Origin of the sequence: Pseudomonas putida (assembly GCF_002906855.1) — a bacterium.
Lineage (GTDB): Bacteria > Pseudomonadota > Gammaproteobacteria > Pseudomonadales > Pseudomonadaceae > Aquipseudomonas > Aquipseudomonas putida_N.
In genome coordinates, this window is record NZ_MINI01000038.1 from 958815 (window position 1) to 978871 (window position 20057).

General features: G+C 62.1%; 20 protein-coding genes. 15 read left to right on the forward strand and 5 right to left on the reverse strand.

Annotated features, from left to right (window positions below):
* Positions 1 to 118: 118 nt before the first annotated feature.
* Both gluQRS and dksA read right to left on the reverse strand, forming a co-directional pair.
* Positions 119 to 1006, reverse strand: a complete 888-nt coding sequence (gene gluQRS, locus BGP85_RS17025) for a tRNA glutamyl-Q(34) synthetase GluQRS (RefSeq protein WP_103449869.1) — start codon at positions 1004 to 1006, stop codon at positions 119 to 121.
* Between the two features lie 63 nt (positions 1007 to 1069).
* Positions 1070 to 1516 (reverse strand): RNA polymerase-binding protein DksA, encoded by a 447-nt coding sequence (gene dksA, locus BGP85_RS17030; RefSeq protein WP_103448934.1) that lies wholly within the window; start codon positions 1514 to 1516, stop codon positions 1070 to 1072.
* Positions 1517 to 1726: 210 nt separating this feature from the next.
* Between dksA and BGP85_RS17035 the strand changes: the two genes are divergently transcribed.
* Positions 1727 to 2899, forward strand: a complete 1173-nt coding sequence (locus BGP85_RS17035) for a pyridoxal phosphate-dependent aminotransferase (protein WP_103448937.1) — start codon at positions 1727 to 1729, stop codon at positions 2897 to 2899.
* A gap of 3 nt (positions 2900 to 2902) precedes the next feature.
* The gene (gene sfsA, locus BGP85_RS17040; protein ID WP_103448939.1) at positions 2903 to 3613 is read left to right on the forward strand and encodes a DNA/RNA nuclease SfsA; all 711 of its coding nucleotides are present in this window, start codon (positions 2903 to 2905) and stop codon (positions 3611 to 3613) included.
* Here the strand turns inward: sfsA and BGP85_RS17045 are convergent.
* The gene (locus tag BGP85_RS17045) at positions 3603 to 3920 is read right to left on the reverse strand and encodes a Rieske (2Fe-2S) protein (RefSeq protein ID WP_103448941.1); all 318 of its coding nucleotides are present in this window, start codon (positions 3918 to 3920) and stop codon (positions 3603 to 3605) included. The genes sfsA and BGP85_RS17045 overlap by 11 nt on opposite strands.
* 148 nt (positions 3921 to 4068) lie before the next feature.
* On the opposite strand from BGP85_RS17045, the gene BGP85_RS17050 reads away from it, so the two are divergent.
* From BGP85_RS17050 to BGP85_RS17065, 4 genes are read left to right on the forward strand one after another with little or no spacing between them, the layout of a single operon-like run.
* Entirely contained in the window at positions 4069 to 4944 is an 876-nt protein-coding gene (locus BGP85_RS17050) for a heme/hemin ABC transporter substrate-binding protein (protein ID WP_103448944.1), read from the forward strand.
* Positions 4945 to 4994: 50 nt separating this feature from the next.
* Positions 4995 to 5978, forward strand: a complete 984-nt coding sequence (locus BGP85_RS17055) for a FecCD family ABC transporter permease (RefSeq protein WP_181004560.1) — start codon at positions 4995 to 4997, stop codon at positions 5976 to 5978.
* A complete protein-coding gene (locus BGP85_RS17060) occupies positions 5978 to 6745 on the forward strand; it encodes a heme ABC transporter ATP-binding protein (protein WP_103448948.1) in 768 nt (255 codons plus the stop codon). The genes BGP85_RS17055 and BGP85_RS17060 overlap by 1 nt, the downstream gene beginning before the upstream one ends.
* A 12-nt stretch (positions 6746 to 6757) precedes the next feature.
* Positions 6758 to 7645 (forward strand): ChaN family lipoprotein, encoded by an 888-nt coding sequence (locus tag BGP85_RS17065; protein ID WP_103448951.1) that lies wholly within the window; start codon positions 6758 to 6760, stop codon positions 7643 to 7645.
* A 201-nt stretch (positions 7646 to 7846) separates the two neighbouring features.
* Here the strand turns inward: BGP85_RS17065 and BGP85_RS17070 are convergent, their stop codons facing one another.
* Both BGP85_RS17070 and BGP85_RS17075 read right to left on the reverse strand, forming a co-directional pair.
* Positions 7847 to 8122: a TfoX/Sxy family protein gene (locus BGP85_RS17070; protein WP_103448953.1), complete on the reverse strand. Its 276-nt coding sequence runs from the start codon at positions 8120 to 8122 to the stop codon at positions 7847 to 7849.
* 172 nt (positions 8123 to 8294) lie between these two features.
* Positions 8295 to 9857, reverse strand: a complete 1563-nt coding sequence (locus BGP85_RS17075) for a bifunctional aminoglycoside phosphotransferase/ATP-binding protein (protein WP_103448955.1) — start codon at positions 9855 to 9857, stop codon at positions 8295 to 8297.
* 117 nt (positions 9858 to 9974) lie between these two features.
* Here BGP85_RS17075 and mrcB point away from each other — a divergent pair, with 117 nt between their 5' ends.
* The 9 genes from mrcB to msrQ all read left to right on the forward strand — a co-directional run bounded on the left by mrcB (position 9975) and on the right by msrQ (position 19827).
* Positions 9975 to 12296 (forward strand): penicillin-binding protein 1B, encoded by a 2322-nt coding sequence (gene mrcB / locus BGP85_RS17080; protein WP_103448957.1) that lies wholly within the window; start codon positions 9975 to 9977, stop codon positions 12294 to 12296.
* 16 nt (positions 12297 to 12312) lie between these two features.
* Entirely contained in the window at positions 12313 to 13101 is a 789-nt protein-coding gene (locus tag BGP85_RS17085; protein ID WP_103448959.1) for a tetratricopeptide repeat protein, read from the forward strand.
* The gene (locus BGP85_RS17090; RefSeq protein ID WP_103448961.1) at positions 13101 to 13433 is read left to right on the forward strand and encodes a YqcC family protein; all 333 of its coding nucleotides are present in this window, start codon (positions 13101 to 13103) and stop codon (positions 13431 to 13433) included. Before BGP85_RS17085 ends, BGP85_RS17090 begins: the two co-directional genes overlap by 1 nt.
* A 407-nt stretch (positions 13434 to 13840) precedes the next feature.
* Positions 13841 to 15565 carry an acetolactate synthase 3 large subunit gene (locus tag BGP85_RS17095; RefSeq protein WP_103449870.1) on the forward strand — a complete coding sequence of 575 codons (1725 nt, stop codon included), beginning with the start codon at positions 13841 to 13843 and terminating at the stop codon, positions 15563 to 15565.
* 1 nt (position 15566) lies between these two features.
* A complete protein-coding gene (gene ilvN, locus BGP85_RS17100; protein WP_003250040.1) occupies positions 15567 to 16058 on the forward strand; it encodes an acetolactate synthase small subunit in 492 nt (163 codons plus the stop codon).
* A gap of 55 nt (positions 16059 to 16113) precedes the next feature.
* On the forward strand, positions 16114 to 17130 hold the full coding sequence (ilvC, locus tag BGP85_RS17105; RefSeq protein WP_027917653.1) for a ketol-acid reductoisomerase: 1017 nt from the start codon (positions 16114 to 16116) through the stop codon (positions 17128 to 17130).
* 150 nt (positions 17131 to 17280) lie between these two features.
* Positions 17281 to 18123, forward strand: coding sequence for a CDP-diacylglycerol--serine O-phosphatidyltransferase (pssA, locus tag BGP85_RS17110; protein WP_027917652.1), 843 nt, complete (start codon positions 17281 to 17283; stop codon positions 18121 to 18123).
* Between the two features lie 79 nt (positions 18124 to 18202).
* Positions 18203 to 19216: a protein-methionine-sulfoxide reductase catalytic subunit MsrP gene (gene msrP, locus BGP85_RS17115; protein WP_103448963.1), complete on the forward strand. Its 1014-nt coding sequence runs from the start codon at positions 18203 to 18205 to the stop codon at positions 19214 to 19216.
* Positions 19216 to 19827, forward strand: a complete 612-nt coding sequence (msrQ, locus tag BGP85_RS17120; protein ID WP_103448965.1) for a protein-methionine-sulfoxide reductase heme-binding subunit MsrQ — start codon at positions 19216 to 19218, stop codon at positions 19825 to 19827. The genes msrP and msrQ overlap by 1 nt, the downstream gene beginning before the upstream one ends.
* The last annotated feature ends 230 nt before the right edge of the window (positions 19828 to 20057 follow it).

Below are 20057 nucleotides of genomic sequence, written 5' to 3' on the forward strand. Positions count from 1 at the left end.
GACTTATTATTGGCGCAAATGGCCGAGGGGATGCTAGCGGGAATCCATAGGGTTCGCCAAGGTTTTGAATTTGCTGGGCTTTTGATTTCGACAGGTATTTCGCCTGTACTGGCCTGCTTTAGTGCAAATCAGCCTCTGGGACAGTAGCCTGCCGGGCAATCGCCTCCGGCCGCCATTGCTTGCGGGCAATCGCCAGCACTTCAGCCGGGGGCGCCAGCAGCAATTCTGGGTCTGCTTCCTGGCCAAGCGCCCGCAACGCCCGCAACAACAGCGGCGTCGCATGCTCCGCTTGCAATGGCGGCGAGCGGTACGACTTGCCCAACTTGTGCCCATCCGGCTGCACGATCAGCGGAATATGCAGGTAACGCGGCTGCGAAAAACCCAGCAACTCCTGCAGGTAGAGCTGGCGTGGGGTGTTGTCGAGCAGGTCGGCGCCACGCACGATGTCGGTGACGCCCTGCCAGGCATCGTCCAGCACCACCGCCAGTTGATAGGCATACAGCCCATCCCGGCGCTGGATGACGAAATCGCCCACCTCACACCCCAGGTGCTGCTGGAACTCGCCCTGCACCCGGTCGGTAAAGCGGTAGATCAGTTCTGGCACCCGCAACCGGATCGCCGCGCCCTCACGGGCATGACCCGCATTACGGCAAAAGCCTGGGTAGATGCCGTTGTGCGCCTCCAGCTGCTTGCGCGAGCAAGTACAGGCGTAGGCCAGGCCCATGTTGAACAGGCGGTCGACCACGGCGGCATAGGCTTCGTGGCGCTGGCTCTGAAAAACCACCTCGCCATCCCATTCCAGGCCGTAACGCTCAAGGGTCTGCAGGATCGCGTCGCGGGCCCCTGGCATCTCCCGGGGCGGGTCGGTGTCTTCCATGCGCAACAGCCAGCGGCCGTCTACCGCGCGGGCGTCGAGCCAGGAGGCGAGAGCGGCAACCAGCGAGCCGAAGTGCAGGAAACCGCTCGGTGTGGGGGCGAAGCGTCCGATGTAGCGGGAGTCTTTCATGGCATTGCCGGGCATATAAATGAAACGGGGCGCATGATGCGCCCCGTTCGGATGGAAGAAGTGTCAGCCTTTGCCGACGGTCTTTTCCTTTTTCTCCGAGATTTCCTTGCAGTCGAAGCACAGGTCGGCGGTCGGGCGGGCTTCCAGACGGCGCAGACCGATCTCGATACCGCAGGAATCGCACCAGCCGTAATCCTGGTCCTGGATCTTCTGCAGGGTCTTGTCGATCTTCTTGATCAGCTTGCGCTCGCGGTCGCGGTTGCGCAGCTCCAATGCAAATTCTTCTTCCTGGCTGGCACGGTCGGCCGGGTCGGGGAAGTTGGCTGCTTCGTCCTTCATGTGGTCCACGGTACGGTCCACACTGACCATCAGCTCACCTTTCCAGGCATTGAGGAGTTTGGTGAAGTGCTTGCGCATGGGCTCGCCCATGTACTCTTCGCCCTTGGTCTCTTTATAGGGCTCGACACCGTACATGGTCTGACCGGTTTTTTGCTTTTCTACGGTGGACATGAATAGACCGCCTCTCACTCATCTGATCCAATGCGCAGGATGCTCCATCTCCGGCACCCGCCGGCCCTGCGACTGCGAGCCGCCGAACTTACCAGATAGATCGGGGGTGCGCTACCCCGCCCGATCCTAGGTGTTGACCGCAGCGCGCGGCGTATGTTCGGTGCTGTGCAAGGGTAGAATCAACAGTTTAGACCCAATTGAGAGAAGGTCATGGCCCACCCCTACAGTGCGCGCAGCCGCGCCATCGAACCCTTCCACGTCATGGCGTTGCTGGCGCGGGCCAACGAGCTGCAAGCGGCCGGCCATGACGTGATCCACCTGGAAATCGGCGAGCCAGACTTCACCACCGCCGCACCGATCGTCGCTGCCGGCCAGGCCGCACTGGCCGCCGGTCATACCCGCTACACAGCCGCCCGCGGACTGCCAGCGCTGCGCGAGGCGATCGCCGGTTTCTATGGCCAGCGTTATGGCCTGCAGATCGACCCTGAGCGGATTCTCGTCACTCCGGGCGGCTCCGGGGCGTTGCTGTTGGCCAGCAGCTTGTTGGTCGACCCTGGCAAGCACTGGCTGCTGGCCGACCCGGGTTACCCGTGCAACCGCCACTTCCTGCGCTTGGTCGAGGGTGGCGCGCAGCTGGTGCCGGTGGGGCCGGAGGTCAACTACCAGCTGACTGCCGACCTGGTCGAGCGTTACTGGGACAAGGACAGCGTCGGCGCCCTGGTCGCTTCGCCAGCCAACCCGACGGGCACCGTGCTGGACCGCGACGAGCTGGCCAGCCTGTCCAAGGCCACCCGTGAGCGCCATGGCCACCTGGTCGTGGACGAGATCTACCACGGCCTGACCTACGGCATGGACGCACCGAGTGTGCTGGAAGTGGACGACTCGGCGTTCGTTCTGAATAGTTTTTCCAAGTATTTCGGCATGACCGGGTGGCGGCTCGGCTGGCTGGTGGCGCCGCCCAATGCCGTGGCCGACCTGGAGAAGTTGGCGCAGAACCTCTACATCAGTGCGCCGAGCATGGCCCAGCATGCGGCGCTGGCCTGTTTCCAGCCGGAAACCCTGGCGATTTTCGAAGAGCGCCGTGCCGAATTCGCCCGTCGCCGCGATTATCTGCTGCCGGCCCTGCGTGAACTGGGCTTCCGCATCGCCGTCGAGCCGCAGGGGGCGTTCTACCTGTATGCCGACATCAGCGCGTTCGGTGGCGATGCCTTTGCCTTCTGCCGGCATTTCCTCGAAACCGAGCACCTGGCCTTTACTCCGGGCCTGGACTTCGGCCGCCATTTGGCGGGTCACCACGTGCGTTTTGCCTATACCCAGAGCCTGCCGCGCCTGGAACAGGCGGTCGAGCGCATCGCTCGTGGCCTGAAAAGCTGGCAGGGGTAAAGGGTGTTTTTTCCTCCATTAGAGCAAGGGCGCCTGCTGCGCCGCTACAAGCGCTTCCTGGCCGACATCGAACTGGCCAATGGCGAGCAACTGACCATCCACTGCCCGAATACCGGCTCCATGCTCAATTGCATGCGCGAGGGTGAGCAGGTGTGGTTCAGCCGCTCCAACGACCCCAAGCGCAAGCTGCCAGGTACCTGGGAAATCAGCGAAACGCCCCAGGGCCGCCTGGCCTGCATCAATACCGGGCGCGCCAATGCACTGGTTGAAGAGGCGCTTCACGCCGGGGTGATCCACGAACTGGCCGGTTTTACCGCACTGAAGCGTGAAGTGGCTTACGGCGAAGAGCGCAGCCGGGTGGATTTTCGCCTGGAGTACGCTGACGGGCCGGCTTATGTCGAGGTCAAGAGCGTGACCCTGGGTTATCCGGAGACTGCCGTGGCGGCGTTCCCGGACGCAGTGACCCAGCGTGGCGCCAAGCACCTGCGCGAGCTGGCGGCCTTGGCCCGCCAAGGCATCCGTGCGGTGCAGCTGTACTGCGTGAACCTTACCGGCATCGAGGCGGTACGCCCTGCCGACGAGATCGACCTCGCCTATGCCAACGCCCTGCGCGCGGCGGTGGCGGACGGGGTCGAGGTGCTGGCCTACGGCGTGCGCCTGGATGACCAGCAAATCGTCATCGATCGCCCGCTGCCGGTATTGCTCACTCCTTGATCCAGATGCCCTGGCTGTCCTCATGGCAGTCCAGGGCCTGCAGCATTTCGCCTTCGCAGGGGCCGGCCACGCATTCACCACTGTCTATGAGAAACAGCGCTCCATGATGGGCGCAGTGGATCAGGCTGGCGCTGTCGTCGAGAAAGGCGTCCTGCGCCCAGTTCAGCGGGATGCCGCGGTGAGGGCAGCGGTTACGGTACAGGTACACCCGGCCCTGTCGGCGCACACCGAACAGATCGATGCCGTCTACGCTGAAGGCGCGGCTATGGCCCTCGTCCAGGGCCGCGGAAGGACAGAGAAAATGCATTGCAGGGAAGGCTCGTGAAACAAAGTGATGGCTTGACGCGTCAATGCGAATAATTATCAAATTGTCCGCATTTGCCGCGCCGGCCGCCTATGGTGCGCAGTTCCGCCGCTCGCCACAAGGCGTGCGGCCCGCCTTCAGAAGGAATCCGATGATGCGCCGTCCCGCTGCCTTGCTCGCCCTGTGCGCAGCTTTCGTTGCTTCCACCCAGGCCCTGGCCGCCGAATTGCCGCAGCGCTGGGTCAGCGCTGGCGGGGCGTTGAGCGAGTGGATCACTGAGCTGGGCGGCGAGCCACGCCTGGTGGGCGTCGATACCACCAGCCAGCACCCTGACTCGCTGAAGGCCTTGCCGAGTATCGGTTACCAGCGGCAGTTGTCGGCCGAAGGCATTCTCAGCCTGCGCCCGGATGTGCTGGTGGGCACCGAAGAGATGGGGCCGCCGCCCGTATTGGCGCAGGTGCGCAAGGCGGGTGTGCGGGTGGAATTGTTCTCCAGCCAGGCCGAGCTGGCTGCCGTGGACCAGAACCTCAAGCACTTGGGTACCTTGCTGGGGGCTGAGGAAAAAGCCGCACAGTTGGCGGCGGGCTATCGCCAGCAACTCGAAGCGCTGCAGTTGAAGGTCAAGCAGGCTCAGCAAAACCATAAGGCCCCGGGTGTGTTGCTGCTGGTCGGGCATGCCGGCGCCAAGCCGCTGATTGCCGGGCAGGGCACCGCCGGTGACTGGGTGCTGCGCCAGGCGGGGGCTCGCAACCTGGCCGAGCACCAAGGCTACAAGAACTTCTCCAACGAGGCGCTGGCGGCGCTCGACCCGGATGTTGTGGTGTTCTCTGATCGTGCGCTGAGCGGCGAGCAGGCCTTGCAGGCGTTGCTCAAGGAAAACCCGGCGCTGGCTGCTTCCCGTGCCGTGCGCGACAAGCGCCTGGTGCCGCTCGACCCGACATTGTTGGTGGGTGGCCTTGGCCCGCGCCTGCCCAGCGCCTTGCAGGCACTGGCGACTGCGTTCTACCCGGCAAGCACTGCCAAATGAAGCAACGAATCGAGCCGCGAACGCTTTTTGTTTGCCTGACATTGCTGTGCCTGCTGGCGGTGTGGCTGTCGCTGGCGTTGGGGCCGGTCAGCCTGCCGCTGATCGATACCCTGCGCGCAGGCCTGCGTCTGTTGGGCCTGCCGATTGCTGCAGACGGTCTGCAGCAGGCCGAGATGATCCTGGGGCAGATCCGCCTGCCGCGTACCCTGCTGGGGTTGGCCGTGGGCGCGGTACTGGCATTGTCGGGAGTGGCCATGCAGGGGTTGTTCCGCAACCCGTTGGCCGACCCTGGTCTGGTGGGCGTTGCCGCAGGAGCAGCGATGGGCGCGGCGGTGGCCATCGTTGGCGGTAGCTGGCTGGGTGGCATGCCGGATGCGCTTGCCCCCTATCTCTTGTCGCTGTGTGCCTTCATCGGCGGGCTGGGCGTGACAGCCCTGGTGTATCGCCTGGGGCGTCGCGACGGTCAGACCAACGTCGCCACGATGTTGTTGGCCGGTGTGGCCATGACGGCGCTGGGCGGTGCTGCCGTAGGCTTGTTCTCCTACCTGGCCGATGATGCCACCCTGCGTACGCTGACCTTCTGGAACCTGGGGAGCCTCAATGGAGCCAGTTACGAGCGCCTTTGGCCTTTGCTGCTGATCGCGGGCGGTGTGGCGATGTGGTTGCCACGCCGGGCAAAGGCGTTGAACGCCTTGTTGCTGGGGGAGTCGGAAGCACGGCACCTGGGTGTCGACGTGGAGCGGCTCAAGCGCGAACTGGTGTTCTGCACGGCACTGGGCGTAGGCGCAGCGGTGGCGGCTGCCGGGCTGATCGGCTTCATTGGCCTGGTGGTACCCCATCTGGTGCGTCTGCTGGCAGGGCCAGATCACCGCGTGGTACTGCCCGCCTCGCTGCTGGCCGGGGGCGTGCTGATGCTGTTTGCCGATCTTGCGGCACGGCTGCTGCTGGCGCCTGCCGAGTTGCCGATCGGTATCGTCACAGCCTTTATAGGCGCTCCGTTCTTTCTGGTGCTGTTAATACGAGGGCGCAGTTGATGTTGCAAGTCGAGGGGCTGCACCTGAGGCGGGGCAGCAATGACGTATTGCACGGTATTGATCTTCATCTGAGCCCTGGTCAGGTCGTGGGGGTACTTGGCCCTAATGGCGCGGGCAAGAGCAGCCTGCTTGGAGTCTTGTGTGGCGAGTTGGCGCCGGATCGCGGGCAGGTAACGCTGCAAGGCCAGCCGCTGGCGGACTGGGCAGGGCAGGAGCGCGCCAGGCGCCTGGCGGTGCTGCCACAGGTGTCCAGCCTGGGGTTCTCGTTCAAGGTCGAGGAGGTGGTGGCCATGGGGCGTATGCCCCACGACACCGGGCAACGGCGTGATGCCGAGATCGTCGAAGAGGCGCTGAAGGCGGCGGATGCGTCGCACCTGGTAGGGCGCAGTTACCTGGCCTTGTCGGGTGGCGAGCGGCAAAGGGTGCATCTGGCCCGCGTGCTGGCTCAGCTCTGGCCGGGAGAGAAGGGCACCACGCTGCTGCTCGATGAACCGACCTCGATGCTCGACCCACTGCATCAGCATACGACCCTGGAAGCTGTGCGTCGTTTTGCCGACTGCGGTGCCGCTGTGCTGGTGATCCTGCATGACCTGAACCTGGCCGCGCGCTACTGTGATCGCATCCTGCTCCTCGAAAGCGGGCGCTGCCATGCCTTGGCCACGCCACCGGAGGTACTGACGCCTGCATCCCTGAAGGCCGTGTTCGGTATCGACGTGCTGGTGCAGGCGCACCCGGAACGGGGGCACCCGCTGATCATTACCCGCTAGGAGGTACTGCCCATGGGGCATCCTTTGCTGTGTGGTTCATTACTCGGTCTGGCGCTGGCGTTGGGTGGCTGTCAGGCCAGCCTGCCGCCGTTGCCTGCCTGGCAGAGCAGCGAAGGGCGGGACAACGTCGAACTGGGACAGATCCACGATCTGGCCAGCGGGCGGGTGATCAGCCCTGAACAGTTGATCGAGGGCCTGGCCGGTGCGCCGCGGGTGTTAGTCGGCGAGAAGCATGACAACCCGGATCATCACGCCTTGCAGCTGTGGTTGATGCGTGGGCTGCAGCAACGCCGGGCGCAGGGCAGCCTGCTGCTGGAAATGCTGCAACCCGAGCAGCAGGCCCGTGTCGATGCGCTCGCGGGGCAGGCGCAGTTGCCGCAGGACCTGCCCAAGGCCCTGGCCTGGGAAGACGGTTGGGACTGGCAGCTTTACGGCCCTATCGTACGTGAGGCTTTGCAACATCACGTGCCGCTACTGGCGGCCAACCTGTCACCCAGCGAAATGCGCCAGGCCTATCGGCACCCGGCGGCGCTGTCGGGAACCCGGTCAAATGCGCCAGCGGTGAGGGCAGCACTGCTCGAACAGGTGAAGCAGGGGCATTGTGGCCTGCTGCCGGAAAACCAGCTGCCAGCGATGCTGGCCGTGCAACAGCAGCGGGATCGGCGTATTGCCGAGCGGCTGATGGCAGCGCCGCAGCCGGCATTGCTGTTGGCAGGTGCTTACCATGCGCGCAAGGACCTGGGGGTGCCTTTGCACCTCGCCGACCTGGGTGCGGCAGGCGAGAGCAAGGTTGTGCTGCTGGCCGAGGTGGGCGAACAGGTAGAGCCTGGGATGGCCGACTATGTCTGGTATACGGCGGCGATGCCTGATCAGGACTACTGCGCCCAATTGCGCCAATAACGGTTACTCGCCTGGGCGGGGAAAAACTGCGGGTAAAAAAAGACCCGGCAAAATGCCGGGTCAATAACCGTGATTAGCCTGATGAGGAGATAATCTGAGAGTCCGAACCAGGGGCTCTTAGCTTATCCAACCAGTCTCGCGACCAGTTGTGGTAATCATAACGATTCTCATTTCAGCGTCAATCCCCTTCGTGTGTTTATTTCAGATTTTTTTTGGGATTGGGCATTTCGCATCGAGTTGTTGGTTGAGCGCTTCCTTGCGTTCGGCTGGCAAATCGTTCCAGTGCATGTCCAGCAATGCACCTTCAATGGCGTACAACAGCACCTTCGACGCCCGGAAACCTCGGGTTTTCACGGCCTGGTAGGCACCCACCGCGCCCAACCTGCGCAAGTCCGATGCACTGTGGATACCGGCTGCATGCAACCACTGCGCAGAGGTCTTGCCAAGATTCTTCAGGTGCTGCAATTCATCGTTCATCGAGCCTCCTTGCGATGGCTGAACGGGTCTAGGGGGATAAATCGCGAGCAGGTCTGAGAGGAGTGTAGCGGGGCTTGGGAAATGCGCGGCCTTTTGCCATCGGGTACGACGAGCTGTCCTGGCCGGGGCGGAACCTGTTCCGGCAACAGGCCGGAACAGGTGTAAAGCGAACTTACAGGCCTGGCAGACGCTGGCGAATCTGGTCGATCACCTGGTCCATGCCGCTGGCTTCCTGGGTATCGATGCGGGTGCTGAGTGCCAGTTCCTGGGCATCCAGTGGCTCACGGCTGGCCTGCTGGGCCTTGACCACCTCCAGCGTGGCATCCGACGGGTCGCTGTTCTCGGCCTGGCGCTGCTCCAGCCAGCTGGCGATCACCGCTTCCGGGGCATGGCAGTCGAGGATCAGGAATGGCACGCCAGTGGCGTTGGCCACGGCTGCGGCGGCCTGGCGCTGTTCAGCCTTGAGGTAAGTGGCATCGAGCACCACCGGGAAACCGGCACGCAAGATCGTCGCCGCCAGCTCGTGCAGGCGCTCGTAGGTTGCCACGCTGGCGTCCTGGTCATAGATGCCGGCCGCCAGTTGACCGGCGTTTGGTGCCTGCTGTTCACCGAACAGGCGCTTGCGTTCCACATCCGAACGCACGCGAACCGCGCCCAGCGCTTCGACCAGGCGCATGGCCACGTGGCTCTTGCCTACTGCCGATACGCCATGGGTGATTGCCAGCAGGCGGGAAGGGATGGCGCTGTAGCTTTCTGCCAGGTTGGCGTAGTTGCGGTAGGTGCGCAGGGTGGTGGCGCGCTGCACGGCGTCGGCATCGGCCGACAGGCTGAACAGGGCAACCTTGGCTCGCACCAGTGCACGGTAGGCCTTGTAGAAGTTCAGCAGCTCCAGGCCGGCGTAGTCGCCGGTCAGCTCCAGGTACTGGCTGATGAAGCGACGGGCCAGGCACTTGAGGCCACGGTCTTCCAGGTCCATGGCCAGGAAGCCGACGTCGGCATAGACGTCGGTCAGGCGGAACGGCTCGTTGAACTCGATGCAGTCGAAGATCACCACCTTGCCGTCGATCAGGGTGGCGTTGCCCAGGTGAATGTCACCGTGGCATTCACGGATGAAGCCATTGGCCTTGCGCGCCTGCAGCAGGCCATGCAGGCGCTCGAAGCTGCTGCGTGACCAGGCCTGGAGGTTGTCCAGCTGCAGCAGGTCGGCTTTTTCGCTGAGGAACGGGCGGATCTGCTCGAAGTTCTGCTCGACCGGCGCCATCACGCTTTCCGGGGTACCCAGCGGATGCTCCGGCGACACTTTCGGTGCCAGCAGGTGGAATTCGGCAATCTGTCGGGCCATCTGGTCGATGTGGCTAGTATTCAGTTCGCCGTTGGCCTGCAGGGTGCTGAGCATCTGGCCCTGGGGGAACTGGCACATCTTAAGTGCATATTCGATCGCTTCGCCTTCACCACCGATCTGTGGCGCTTCGGCACTGCCGGTGATCGGCAGGACTTCAAGGTACAGGCCCTTGGTCAGGCGCTGGTTCAGGCGCAACTCTTCGTTACAGAAATGCTGGCGCTGGTCCAGGCTGGTGAAGTCGAGGAAACCGAAGTTCATCGGTTTCTTGATCTTGTAGGCGTACACGCCGGTGAGCAGGACCCAGGAGATGTGCGTCTCGATGAGCTGGAACCCGTCCACGGGGTGAGAGTACAGGGCTGGGTTCTGCAACGCGTTGATCAAGGCTTGGCTCACTAGAAATCCTTCCGGGGGCAGGGAATTCGAAAGCGCCATTATGGTCAATGGTGCCGTCCCTGCCTACCGCCAGAGGGCGCCTGCCTCCCCTTTGTAAAGTGCGTATAATCCGCCGCCATGACTCGAACCCGAAATCCTCGTACCCCTCAGAAACGCCCGACCGGCCGCTCGCGCGCCTGGCTGGGCTGGGCCTTGAAGCTCAGCCTGGTCGGCCTGGTGATCGTCGCTGGCTTCGCGGTTTACCTCGATGCTGTCGTTCAGGAGAAGTTCTCCGGCAAGCGTTGGACCATCCCGGCCAAGGTGTATGCCCGGCCGCTGGAGCTGTTCAGTGGCCAGAAACTGAGCAAGAGCGACTTCCTCACCGAACTCGATGCCCTGGGTTACCGGCGTGAAAGCGCGGCCAACGGCCCGGGTGCGGCAGCGGTCAACGGCAATACCGTCGACCTCAACACCCGTGGTTTCCAGTTCTACGAGGGCATGGAGCCTGCGCAGTTCGTGCGTGTACGCTTCTCTGGCGACTACGTGGCAGATCTCGCCGGCGCCAACGGCAAGAAACTCGATGTGGTACGCCTCGAACCGCTGATGATCGGCGGTATCTACCCGAAGAACCTCGAAGACCGCATCCTGATCAAGATCGACCAGGTGCCGCCGTACCTGCTCGAGACCCTGGTCGCCACCGAAGACCGGGACTTCTACAGTCACTTCGGTGTGTCACCCAAGTCCATCGCCCGTGCCATGTGGGTCAACACCTCGGCAGGTTCCATGCGCCAGGGCGGCAGTACCCTGACCCAGCAGCTGGTGAAGAACTTCTACCTGACCAGCGAGCGCAGCCTCAGCCGCAAGCTGACCGAAGCGATGATGGCCGTGCTCCTGGAGATGCACTACGACAAGCGCGAGATCCTCGAGGCCTACCTGAACGAAGTGTTCGTCGGCCAGGATGGCCAGCGCGCCGTGCACGGCTTCGGCCTGGCCAGCCAGTTCTTCTTCAGCCAGCCGCTGTCGGAGCTGAAGCTGCACCAGATCGCCTTGCTGGTAGGCATGGTCAAAGGGCCGTCCTATTACAACCCGCGGCGCTACCCTGATCGCGCGCTGGCGCGGCGCAACCTGGTGCTCGACCTGGTGGCCGAGCAGGGCGTGGCCAGCCAGGCGGAAGTCGATGCGGCGAAGAAGATGCCGCTGGGCGTGACCAAGCGCGGCAGCCTCGCCGACAGCTCGTTCCCGGCCTTCCTGGATTTGGTCAAACGTCAGCTGCGCCAGGACTACCGCGACGAAGACTTGACCGAAGAAGGCCTGCGCATCTTCACCAGCTTCGACCCGATCCTGCAGATGAAGGCCGAAACCTCCATGGCCGAAACCTTCAAGCGCTTGTCCGGGCGCAAAGGTGCCGACGAAGTGGAATCGGCGATGGTGGTGACCAACCCGGAAACCGGCGAAGTGCAGGCACTGATCGGCAGCCGCCAGTCCGGCTTTGCCGGTTTCAACCGTGCCATAGATGCCGTGCGACCGATCGGCTCGCTGGTCAAGCCGGCGGTCTACCTGACCGCACTGGAACAGCCTAGCAAGTACACCCTGACCACCTGGGTGCAGGATGAGGCGTTCTCGGTCAAAGGGGCGGACGGCCAGGTGTGGCGCCCGCAAAACTATGACCGCCGCTCGCACGGTACGATCTACCTGTACCAGGGGCTGGCCAACTCGCTGAACCTGTCGACCGCGAAACTCGGCCTGGAAGTGGGTGTGCCGAACGTGATCAAGACCATCGGCCGCCTCGGCGTCAACGTCGACTGGCCAGCCTTCCCTGCGATGCTGCTGGGCGCTGGCGGCATGTCGCCAATGCAGGTCGCGACCATGTATCAGACCATCGCCAACGGTGGCTTCAACACGCCGATGCGTGGCATTCGCAGCGTGCTCACCGCCGAAGGCGAGCCGCTCAAGCGCTACCCGTTCCAGATCCAGCAGACCTTCGACCCAGGTGCCATCTACCTGGTGCAGAACGCCATGCAGCGGGTGATGCGTGAGGGTACCGGCCGCTCGGTCTACAACGTGCTGCCAAGCTCGCTGACCCTTGCGGGCAAGACCGGTACCAGTAACGACTCGCGCGATAGCTGGTTCTCCGGCTTCAGCCAGGACCTGCTGGCTGTGGTGTGGATGGGCCGTGACGATAACGGCAAAACGCCATTTACCGGTGCCACCGGCGCCTTGCAGGTCTGGACCAGCTTCATGAAGAAGGCCGATCCGTTGCCGTTGGACATGCCGCAGCCAGATAACGTGGTGCAGGCGTGGATCGATCCGTACAGCGGCCACGGCTCTGACAGAAGCTGTCCGGGAGCCGTGCAGATGCCGTATATTCGCGGCAGTGAACCGCCCGCCGGTGCGACCTGCGGCGGCGAGCAGAATCCCGTAGAGTCGGTCATGGACTGGGTCAAGGGCTGGATGAACTGAGCCCTTAGCAGCATTGATGAGGTGTGAATTGAACAAGTGGCTGTTTCCTGCCGTGACGGCGCTGGTAGTGCTCCAAGGTTGCTCCAGCGTGCAGCGTGGCAACATTCCGGTGGTGGACTCGAGCACCCGGGTGTCCAATAGTGAGCGTGTCCAGGCCCACCGTTCGGCTGCGGGCATGAGCAACGGCACCGCGCAGGCACAGTCGCTGCCCGAGGACTCGGGCGTGACCGTGATGATTCCGCAAGGCGCCGGTGCCGCTGGCATCCAGACCTTCCCGGCAGGCAATGGCGCGGCGCCGATCAGTACCGGCCCGATCACGCCCGGCCCTGTCACTTCGGCACCGATGACCACCAACCCCAACCCGATCGCCGACGAACCGTTCGATATCGCTTCGATGAGCAGCGCGCCGGCAGCTTCCAATGCACCGACCGGCATTCCGCGCAGCAACGCGGCTTCCGGTGGGCTGTCGGCCGATGAACAGCTCGACGGCCCGGTGCTGGCGCTGCTGACCACCGCCCAGTCGCAGCAGGGTAGCGGTGACTACAATGGTGCCGCCTCGAGCCTGGAGCGTGCCCAGCGTATCGCCCCGCGCGAGCCGCAGGTGCTGTTCCGCCTGGCCCAGGTGCGCCTGTCGCAAGGCGACGCGCCCCAGGCCGAGCAACTGGCCCGCCGTGCGCTGACCTACGCCAACGGTCGCCCCGACCTGCAGGCCGAGCTGTGGAACACCATCGCCCTGGCCCGCGAGAAGCAGGGTGACAGCGCCGGTGCCGCGCTGGCACGGCAGAAAGCGCGGGTCAATTCGTGATGGTCGAGCAACGCATTCTCGATATCGCCGACCACCTGCTGCTCATCGAGCGTGAGTTGCAGGTCCAGGGCTGGTGGGATGACGAGCCGCCCAGCGACGAAGCGCTGGCCAGTACCGTACCGTTCGCGGTCGACACGCTCAGTTTCGAGCAGTGGTTGCAGTGGATCTTCCTGCCGCGCATGAAGATCATCATCGAGCTCGGCCACCCGCTGCCCAATGCCTCAAGCATCCTGGTGATGGCGGAGACCGTGTTCACCAGTCGTCCGGAAGAAAGTCGCGAGCTACGCCGGCTGTTGGCAGCATTCGATCAATTGATTGCTCCTTCCGCCTGATTTCTTCAGTTTTTCCTTCAAGGGCCGCAGATTGTGGCCCTTTTTTATGGAAATCTTATTTTTTCTGCTTCTGACTCGGTTTTTAGTGGTGGCAGGAATTCATCTTGGGGAAAAATTAGCAATAATTTTTCTTGACTTGTAGGCGCCAAATCACAAGAATCCAGATTCCGCTGTAGAGGGACTGCCAGAAGCAGACCCGCTAAGCAGATCATGAGGCGCATACCCGCGCCGCCTGTTACACCCCGCAACGCGTTACCTCGCGCTGGGTGGGAACCCCCCGCAACACTCTGGGGAGCTCCCAATACTTGCTCAGTCAGTGCTGACGTTCGCTCATGCTCTGCTTGGCAGTAAACCTATTAAGACCCGTCCACTAGGGACGGTATTCTGGCGTTTTAGAGGTGAACAACGTGGAGCTTTTATCTGGCGCTGAAATGGTCGTCCGCTTCTTGCGTGACGAAGGCGTTAAGCACATCTACGGGTACCCTGGTGGTGCTCTCCTGCATGTTTACGACGCGCTGTTCAAAGAGCCGGAAGTGGAACACATCCTGGTTCGTCACGAGCAAGCGGCAACCCATATGGCGGACGGCTACGCCCGCGCCACCGGCAAGGCCGGTGTGGTGCTGGTAACCTCCGGCCCGGGCGCGACCAATGCCATTACCGGTATTGCCACCGCCTACATGGATTCGATTCCGATGGTCATTCTGTCCGGCCAGGTGCCTAGCACCATGGTTGGCACCGATGCCTTCCAGGAAACCGACATGATCGGTATCTCGCGGCCGATCGTGAAGCACAGCTTCATGATCAAGAGCCCGACCGAGATCCCTGAAGTACTCAAGAAAGCCTTCTACCTGGCGCAATCCGGTCGTCCAGGCCCGGTCGTGGTCGACATTCCAAAAGATATGACCAACCCGGCCGAGAAGTTCGAGTACGTCTATCCGAAGAAGGTCAAGCTGCGCTCGTACAGCCCGGCTGTACGTGGTCACTCCGGCCAGATCCGCAAGGCTGCCGAGATGCTCCTGGCTGCCAAGCGTCCGATCGTCTACGCCGGTGGTGGTGTGATTCTCGGCGGTGGCTCCGAAGCGCTGACCGAAATCGCCAAGTCACTGAACCTGCCCGTCACCAACACCCTGATGGGGCTGGGTGGCTTCCCGGGCACTGACCGCCAGTTCCTCGGCATGCTCGGCATGCACGGCAGCTTCACCGCCAACATGGCCATGCACAATGCCGACGTGATCTTCGCTGTCGGTGCGCGTTTCGATGATCGCGTGGTCAACGGCCCGGCCAAGTTCTGCCCGAACGCCAAGATCATCCATGTCGACATCGACCCTGCGTCGATCTCCAAGATGATCAAGGCCGACGTGCCGATCGTCGGCCCGGTCGACAGCGTGCTCAGCGAGATGCTCGGCATCCTCAAGGAAATCGGCGAGCAGCCTGACAAGGTGGCGCTGGATGCCTGGTGGAAGCAGATTGACGAATGGCGTGGCAATGGCGAACTGTTCCCTTACGACAAGGGCGACGGCAACGTCATCAAGCCGCAGAAGGTCATCGAGACGCTGTGCGAAGTGACCCATGGCGATGCCTTCGTCACCTCCGACGTTGGCCAGCACCAGATGTTCGCGGCGCAGTACTACCGCTTCAACAAGCCGAACCGCTGGATCAACTCCGGTGGCCTGGGCACCATGGGCTTCGGCTTCCCGGCGGCAATGGGCGTCAAGCTCAACTTCCCGGACCAGGACGTGGCCTGCGTGACTGGCGAAGGCAGCATCCAGATGAACATCCAGGAGCTGTCCACCTGCATGCAGTACGGCCTGCCGGTGAAGATCGTCAACCTGAACAACGGTGTGCTGGGCATGGTCCGCCAATGGCAGGACATGGCCTACAACGGTCGTCACTCGCACTCTTACGTCGAGTCGCTGCCTGACTTCATCAAGCTGGCCGAGGCCTATGGCCATGTAGGTATCCGCATCACCAGCCTGAAGGACCTCAAGCCGAAGCTGGAAGAAGCGTTTGCGATGAAAGACCGCCTGGTGTTCATCGACATCGCGATTGACCGCAGCGAGCACGTCTATCCGATGCAGATCAAGGATGGCTCGATGCGTGACATGTGGCTGAGCAAGACGGAGCGTACCTGATATGCGGCACATCATTTCCCTGCTGCTGGAAAACGAACCCGGTGCTCTGTCCCGTGTGGTCGGCCTGTTCTCCCAGCGCAACTACAACATTGAAAGCCTGACCGTGGCGCCGACCGAAGACCCGACCCTGTCGCGTCTGACGCTGACCACCGTTGGCCATGACGAAGTGATCGAACAGATCACCAAGAACCTGAACAAGCTGGTCGAAGTGGTGAAACTCGTCGACCTGTCGGAAAGCGCTCACATCGAGCGTGAACTGATGTTGGTCAAGGTCAAGGCCACCGGTGCCCAGCGCGCCGAGATCAAGCGCACCACGGATATCTTCCGTGGCCAGATCGTCGATGTGACCGCCAGCGTGTACACCGTGCAGCTCAGCGGCACCAGCGACAAACTGGACAGCTTCATCCAGGCGATCGGCACCGCATCGATTCTCGAAACCGTGCGCAGCGGCGTTACCGGCATTGCCCGTGGCGACAAAGTGCTCAGCATCTAAATTCAAAAATTAGCGATGGCTCCGCAGGGGCCGAGATATAACCAGGGGTATTTTCATGAAAGTTTTCTACGATAAAGACTGCGACCTTTCCATCATCCAGGGTAAGAAAGTCGCCATCATCGGTTACGGTTCGCAAGGCCACGCTCAGGCGTGCAACCTGAAGGACTCCGGTGTAGACGTTACCGTCGGTCTGCGTAAAGGTTCGGCTACCGTTGCCAAGGCCGAAGCCCACGGCCTGAAAGTTGCCGACGTGGCTACCGCCGTCGCTGCTGCCGACCTGGTCATGATCCTGACCCCGGACGAGTTCCAGGGCCAGCTGTACAAGAACGAGATCGAGCCGAACATCAAGAAGGGCGCTACCCTGGCCTTCTCGCACGGTTTCTCGATTCACTACAACCAGGTTGTTCCGCGTGCCGACCTCGACGTGATCATGATCGCGCCGAAAGCCCCGGGCCACACCGTTCGCTCCGAGTTCGTCAAAGGCGGCGGCATCCCTGACCTGATCGCTATCTACCAGGACGCTTCGGGCAACGCCAAGAACGTCGCCCTGTCCTACGCCGCTGGCGTCGGTGGTGGCCGTACCGGCATCATCGAAACCACCTTCAAGGACGAGACTGAAACCGACCTGTTCGGTGAGCAGGCTGTTCTGTGCGGTGGTACCGTCGAGCTGGTCAAGGCCGGTTTCGAAACCCTGGTTGAAGCTGGCTACGCGCCAGAAATGGCCTACTTCGAGTGCCTCCACGAGCTGAAGCTGATCGTTGACCTCATGTACGAAGGCGGCATCGCCAACATGAACTACTCGATCTCCAACAACGCCGAGTACGGTGAGTACGTCACCGGTCCGGAAGTCATCAACGAAGAATCCCGCAAGGCTATGCGCAACGCTCTGAAGCGCATCCAGGACGGCGAGTACGCGAAGATGTTCATCTCCGAAGGTGCTACCAACTACCCATCGATGACCGCCAAGCGCCGTAACAACGCCGCTCACGGCATCGAAATCATCGGCGAGCAACTGCGTTCGATGATGCCGTGGATCTCGGCTAACAAAATCGTCGACAAGACCAAGAACTAAGTCTTATCGAAAGATGAAAAACGCGGCTTCGGCCGCGTTTTTTCGTTCTGGCAGTCAGCTTCTGGTATAAAGCAGACCAGTGGCTCGCCGTCAGAACCTGTTTCGCGGGCCCGTGTCGAACATTTTCCATCCTGTTGCAAGGTACCCTCCATGAGCGAACGTCCCGAAGAGCCGAACAAGCCCTCCGACGCCGAAAGCCTGCTACCTGTCGATGAGCACGTTGAAGAAGGGCATGACGCCGAAGGGCGCAAGGTGCGCCATCGCGGCATCTATCTGCTGCCCAACCTGTTCACTACCGCCAACCTGTTTGCCGGCTTCTATTCCATCATCAGCTCGATGAGTGCGCAGAGCGCTGGTGACCCACGCGAGGCGAGCAAGTATTTCGCCTTTGCTGCCATTGCGATCTTCGTGGCCATGGTGCTCGACGGCCTGGATGGCCGTGTGGCGCGCATGACCAATACCCAGAGCGCCTTCGGTGCCGAGTACGACTCGCTGTCGGATATGGTCGCTTTCGGCGTGGCCCCGGCCTTGCTGGCCTTTGGCTGGGCGCTGGGTGACATGGGCAAGGTCGGCTGGATGGTCGCCTTCATCTATGTTGCCGGTGCTGCGTTGCGTCTGGCGCGGTTCAATACCCAGGTCGGCACTGCCGACAAACGCTACTTCATCGGCCTGGCCAGCCCGGCCGCCGCCGGGGTGGTCGCCGGTACCGTCTGGGCCTTCAGCGACTACGGCATCCAGGGCTCCAAGCTGTCGTTCCTGGTGGCGCTGCTGGTTGCCGCTGCCGGCATGCTGATGGTCAGCAACATCAAGTACAACAGCTTCAAGGAGCTGGACCTCAAGGGGCGCGTGCCGTTCGTGGCAATCCTCGCGGTGGTGCTGGTGTTTGCCGTGGTGTTCAGCGACCCGCCGCGCATCCTGCTGCTGATCTTCCTCGCCTATGCGGCTTCGGGGCCGATCCAGTTCCTGCTGCGCGGGCGTCGGCGCAAGGCGTGATAATTATTTAATGCTGGAATAACCCTCCGGCTCCATAGTCTTACTGGTACATCCGTTATCCAGTGCTGTGGAGCCGAACATGCTCATCAAGCTTCCCAGGTCTTCCGACTGCAAAACAGCGGAGATCACCCCCGAAGGCATCTACCTTTCCCGTCGTACTCTGCTCGGTAGCTCTCTGGCCGGCCTGGCCCTGGGCGCGCTGCCGGGTGGGGCGAGTGCGGCTGATGTGTCGCGCTATGCCGATGTGGCGCCCGGCGCAGCGCCAGGCTGGTTCACCGACAAGCTCGCTGCCGCACGCTGGCAGGCGGTGACGGTCAAGGATGAGACGATCACGCCGTTCAAGGATGCCACTCACTACAACAACTTCTATGAGTTCGGGCCCGACAAGGGCGACCCGGCCGCCAATGGCGATAGCCTGAAGACCGAGCCCTGGTCGGTGGTGGTGGACGGCGAGGTGGGCAAGCCGGGGCGCTATGCGCTGGAAGACTTCATCAAACCTTATCAGCTTGAAGAGCGCATCTACCGGCTGCGTTGTGTCGAGGCGTGGTCGATGGTCATTCCCTGGCTGGGTTTTCCGTTGGCGCAGGTGCTCAAGCAGGTCGAGCCGACTTCGAAAGCGAGGTATGTACGGTTCGAGACGCTAAAAGATCCGCAGCATATGCCTGGGCAGCGCTCGGGCTTTGCCCTGATCGACTGGCCATATAGAGAAGGCTTGCGCCTGGATGAGGCGATGCATCCACTGGCGATTCTGGCCGTAGGGATGTATGGCCGGGAGCTGCCCAACCAGAATGGTGCACCGTTACGTCTGGTGGTGCCCTGGAAGTACGGCTTCAAAAGCATCAAGTCGATCGTGCGAATCAGTCTGGTGGCCGAGCAACCGGGGACAACCTGGCAGGGGCTGGCACCGGATGAGTATGGTTTCTATGCCAACGTGAATCCGACCGTTGACCATCCGCGTTGGACTCAGGCACGCGAGCGGCGCTTGCCCAGCGGGCTGTTCAGCCCCAATGTACGACAGACACAGATGTTCAATGGCTACGCCGATGAAGTGGCGTCGCTGTATTCCGGGCTCGATCTGCGGAAGAACTATTGATGCGCTATCCCTGGTTGCGACTGGGCATCTTTGTCGTGGGCTGCCTGTTCCCCGTGTGGTGGTTGTATGAGGCTGCGATGAGCCTGCTGGGGCCAGACCCTGGAAAGATCATGATGGATCGCCTTGGGCTTGGCGCGCTGACCTTCCTGCTGGTTACATTGAGCATGACGCCGCTGCAGAAACTCACGGGGTGGTCAGGTTGGATCATCGTGCGGCGGCAGCTAGGACTGTGGGTGTTTGCCTACATCGTGCTGCACATCCTGTCTTATCTGTTCTTTATCCTTGGGTTGGATTGGGGGCAGTTGGCGGTCGAGCTGCGCAAGCGGCCTTACATTATTGTCGGTGCGCTCGGCTTTCTCGGGCTGCTGGTGCTGGCGGTTACCTCGAATCGCTATAGCCAGCGGCGACTGGGGGCGCGGTGGAAGAAGCTGCACAAGTTGGTGTACGGGGTGCTTGGCCTGGGGTTGCTTCACTTCCTGTGGATCGTTCGCTCGGATCTCAGAGAGTGGGCTATTTATGCATCCATTGGTGCTGTGCTCATGTTGATGCGGGTCCCAGTGGTTTCACGGGTGCTGCCGAGGATTGCCGGTAGGCAGGGGAGGGCGATTTGAAATGCTTTTGAAAAAAGAGTTGACGCGCTTTCGAATCCACTTATAATGCGCCCCACTTCCAGCGACATCGGAACGACAAACTCCTTGAGATTCAATGAGTTAGGTGGTTAAGATGGTGCTAGAGGGGCTTCGATCGAAAGGTCGATAGCGGTTGAGATGAAGGTTGACAGCGGTTTTAAACGCTGTATTATTCGCCTCCCGCTAGCGAGTGATCGCAGTGAGTCAAGTGT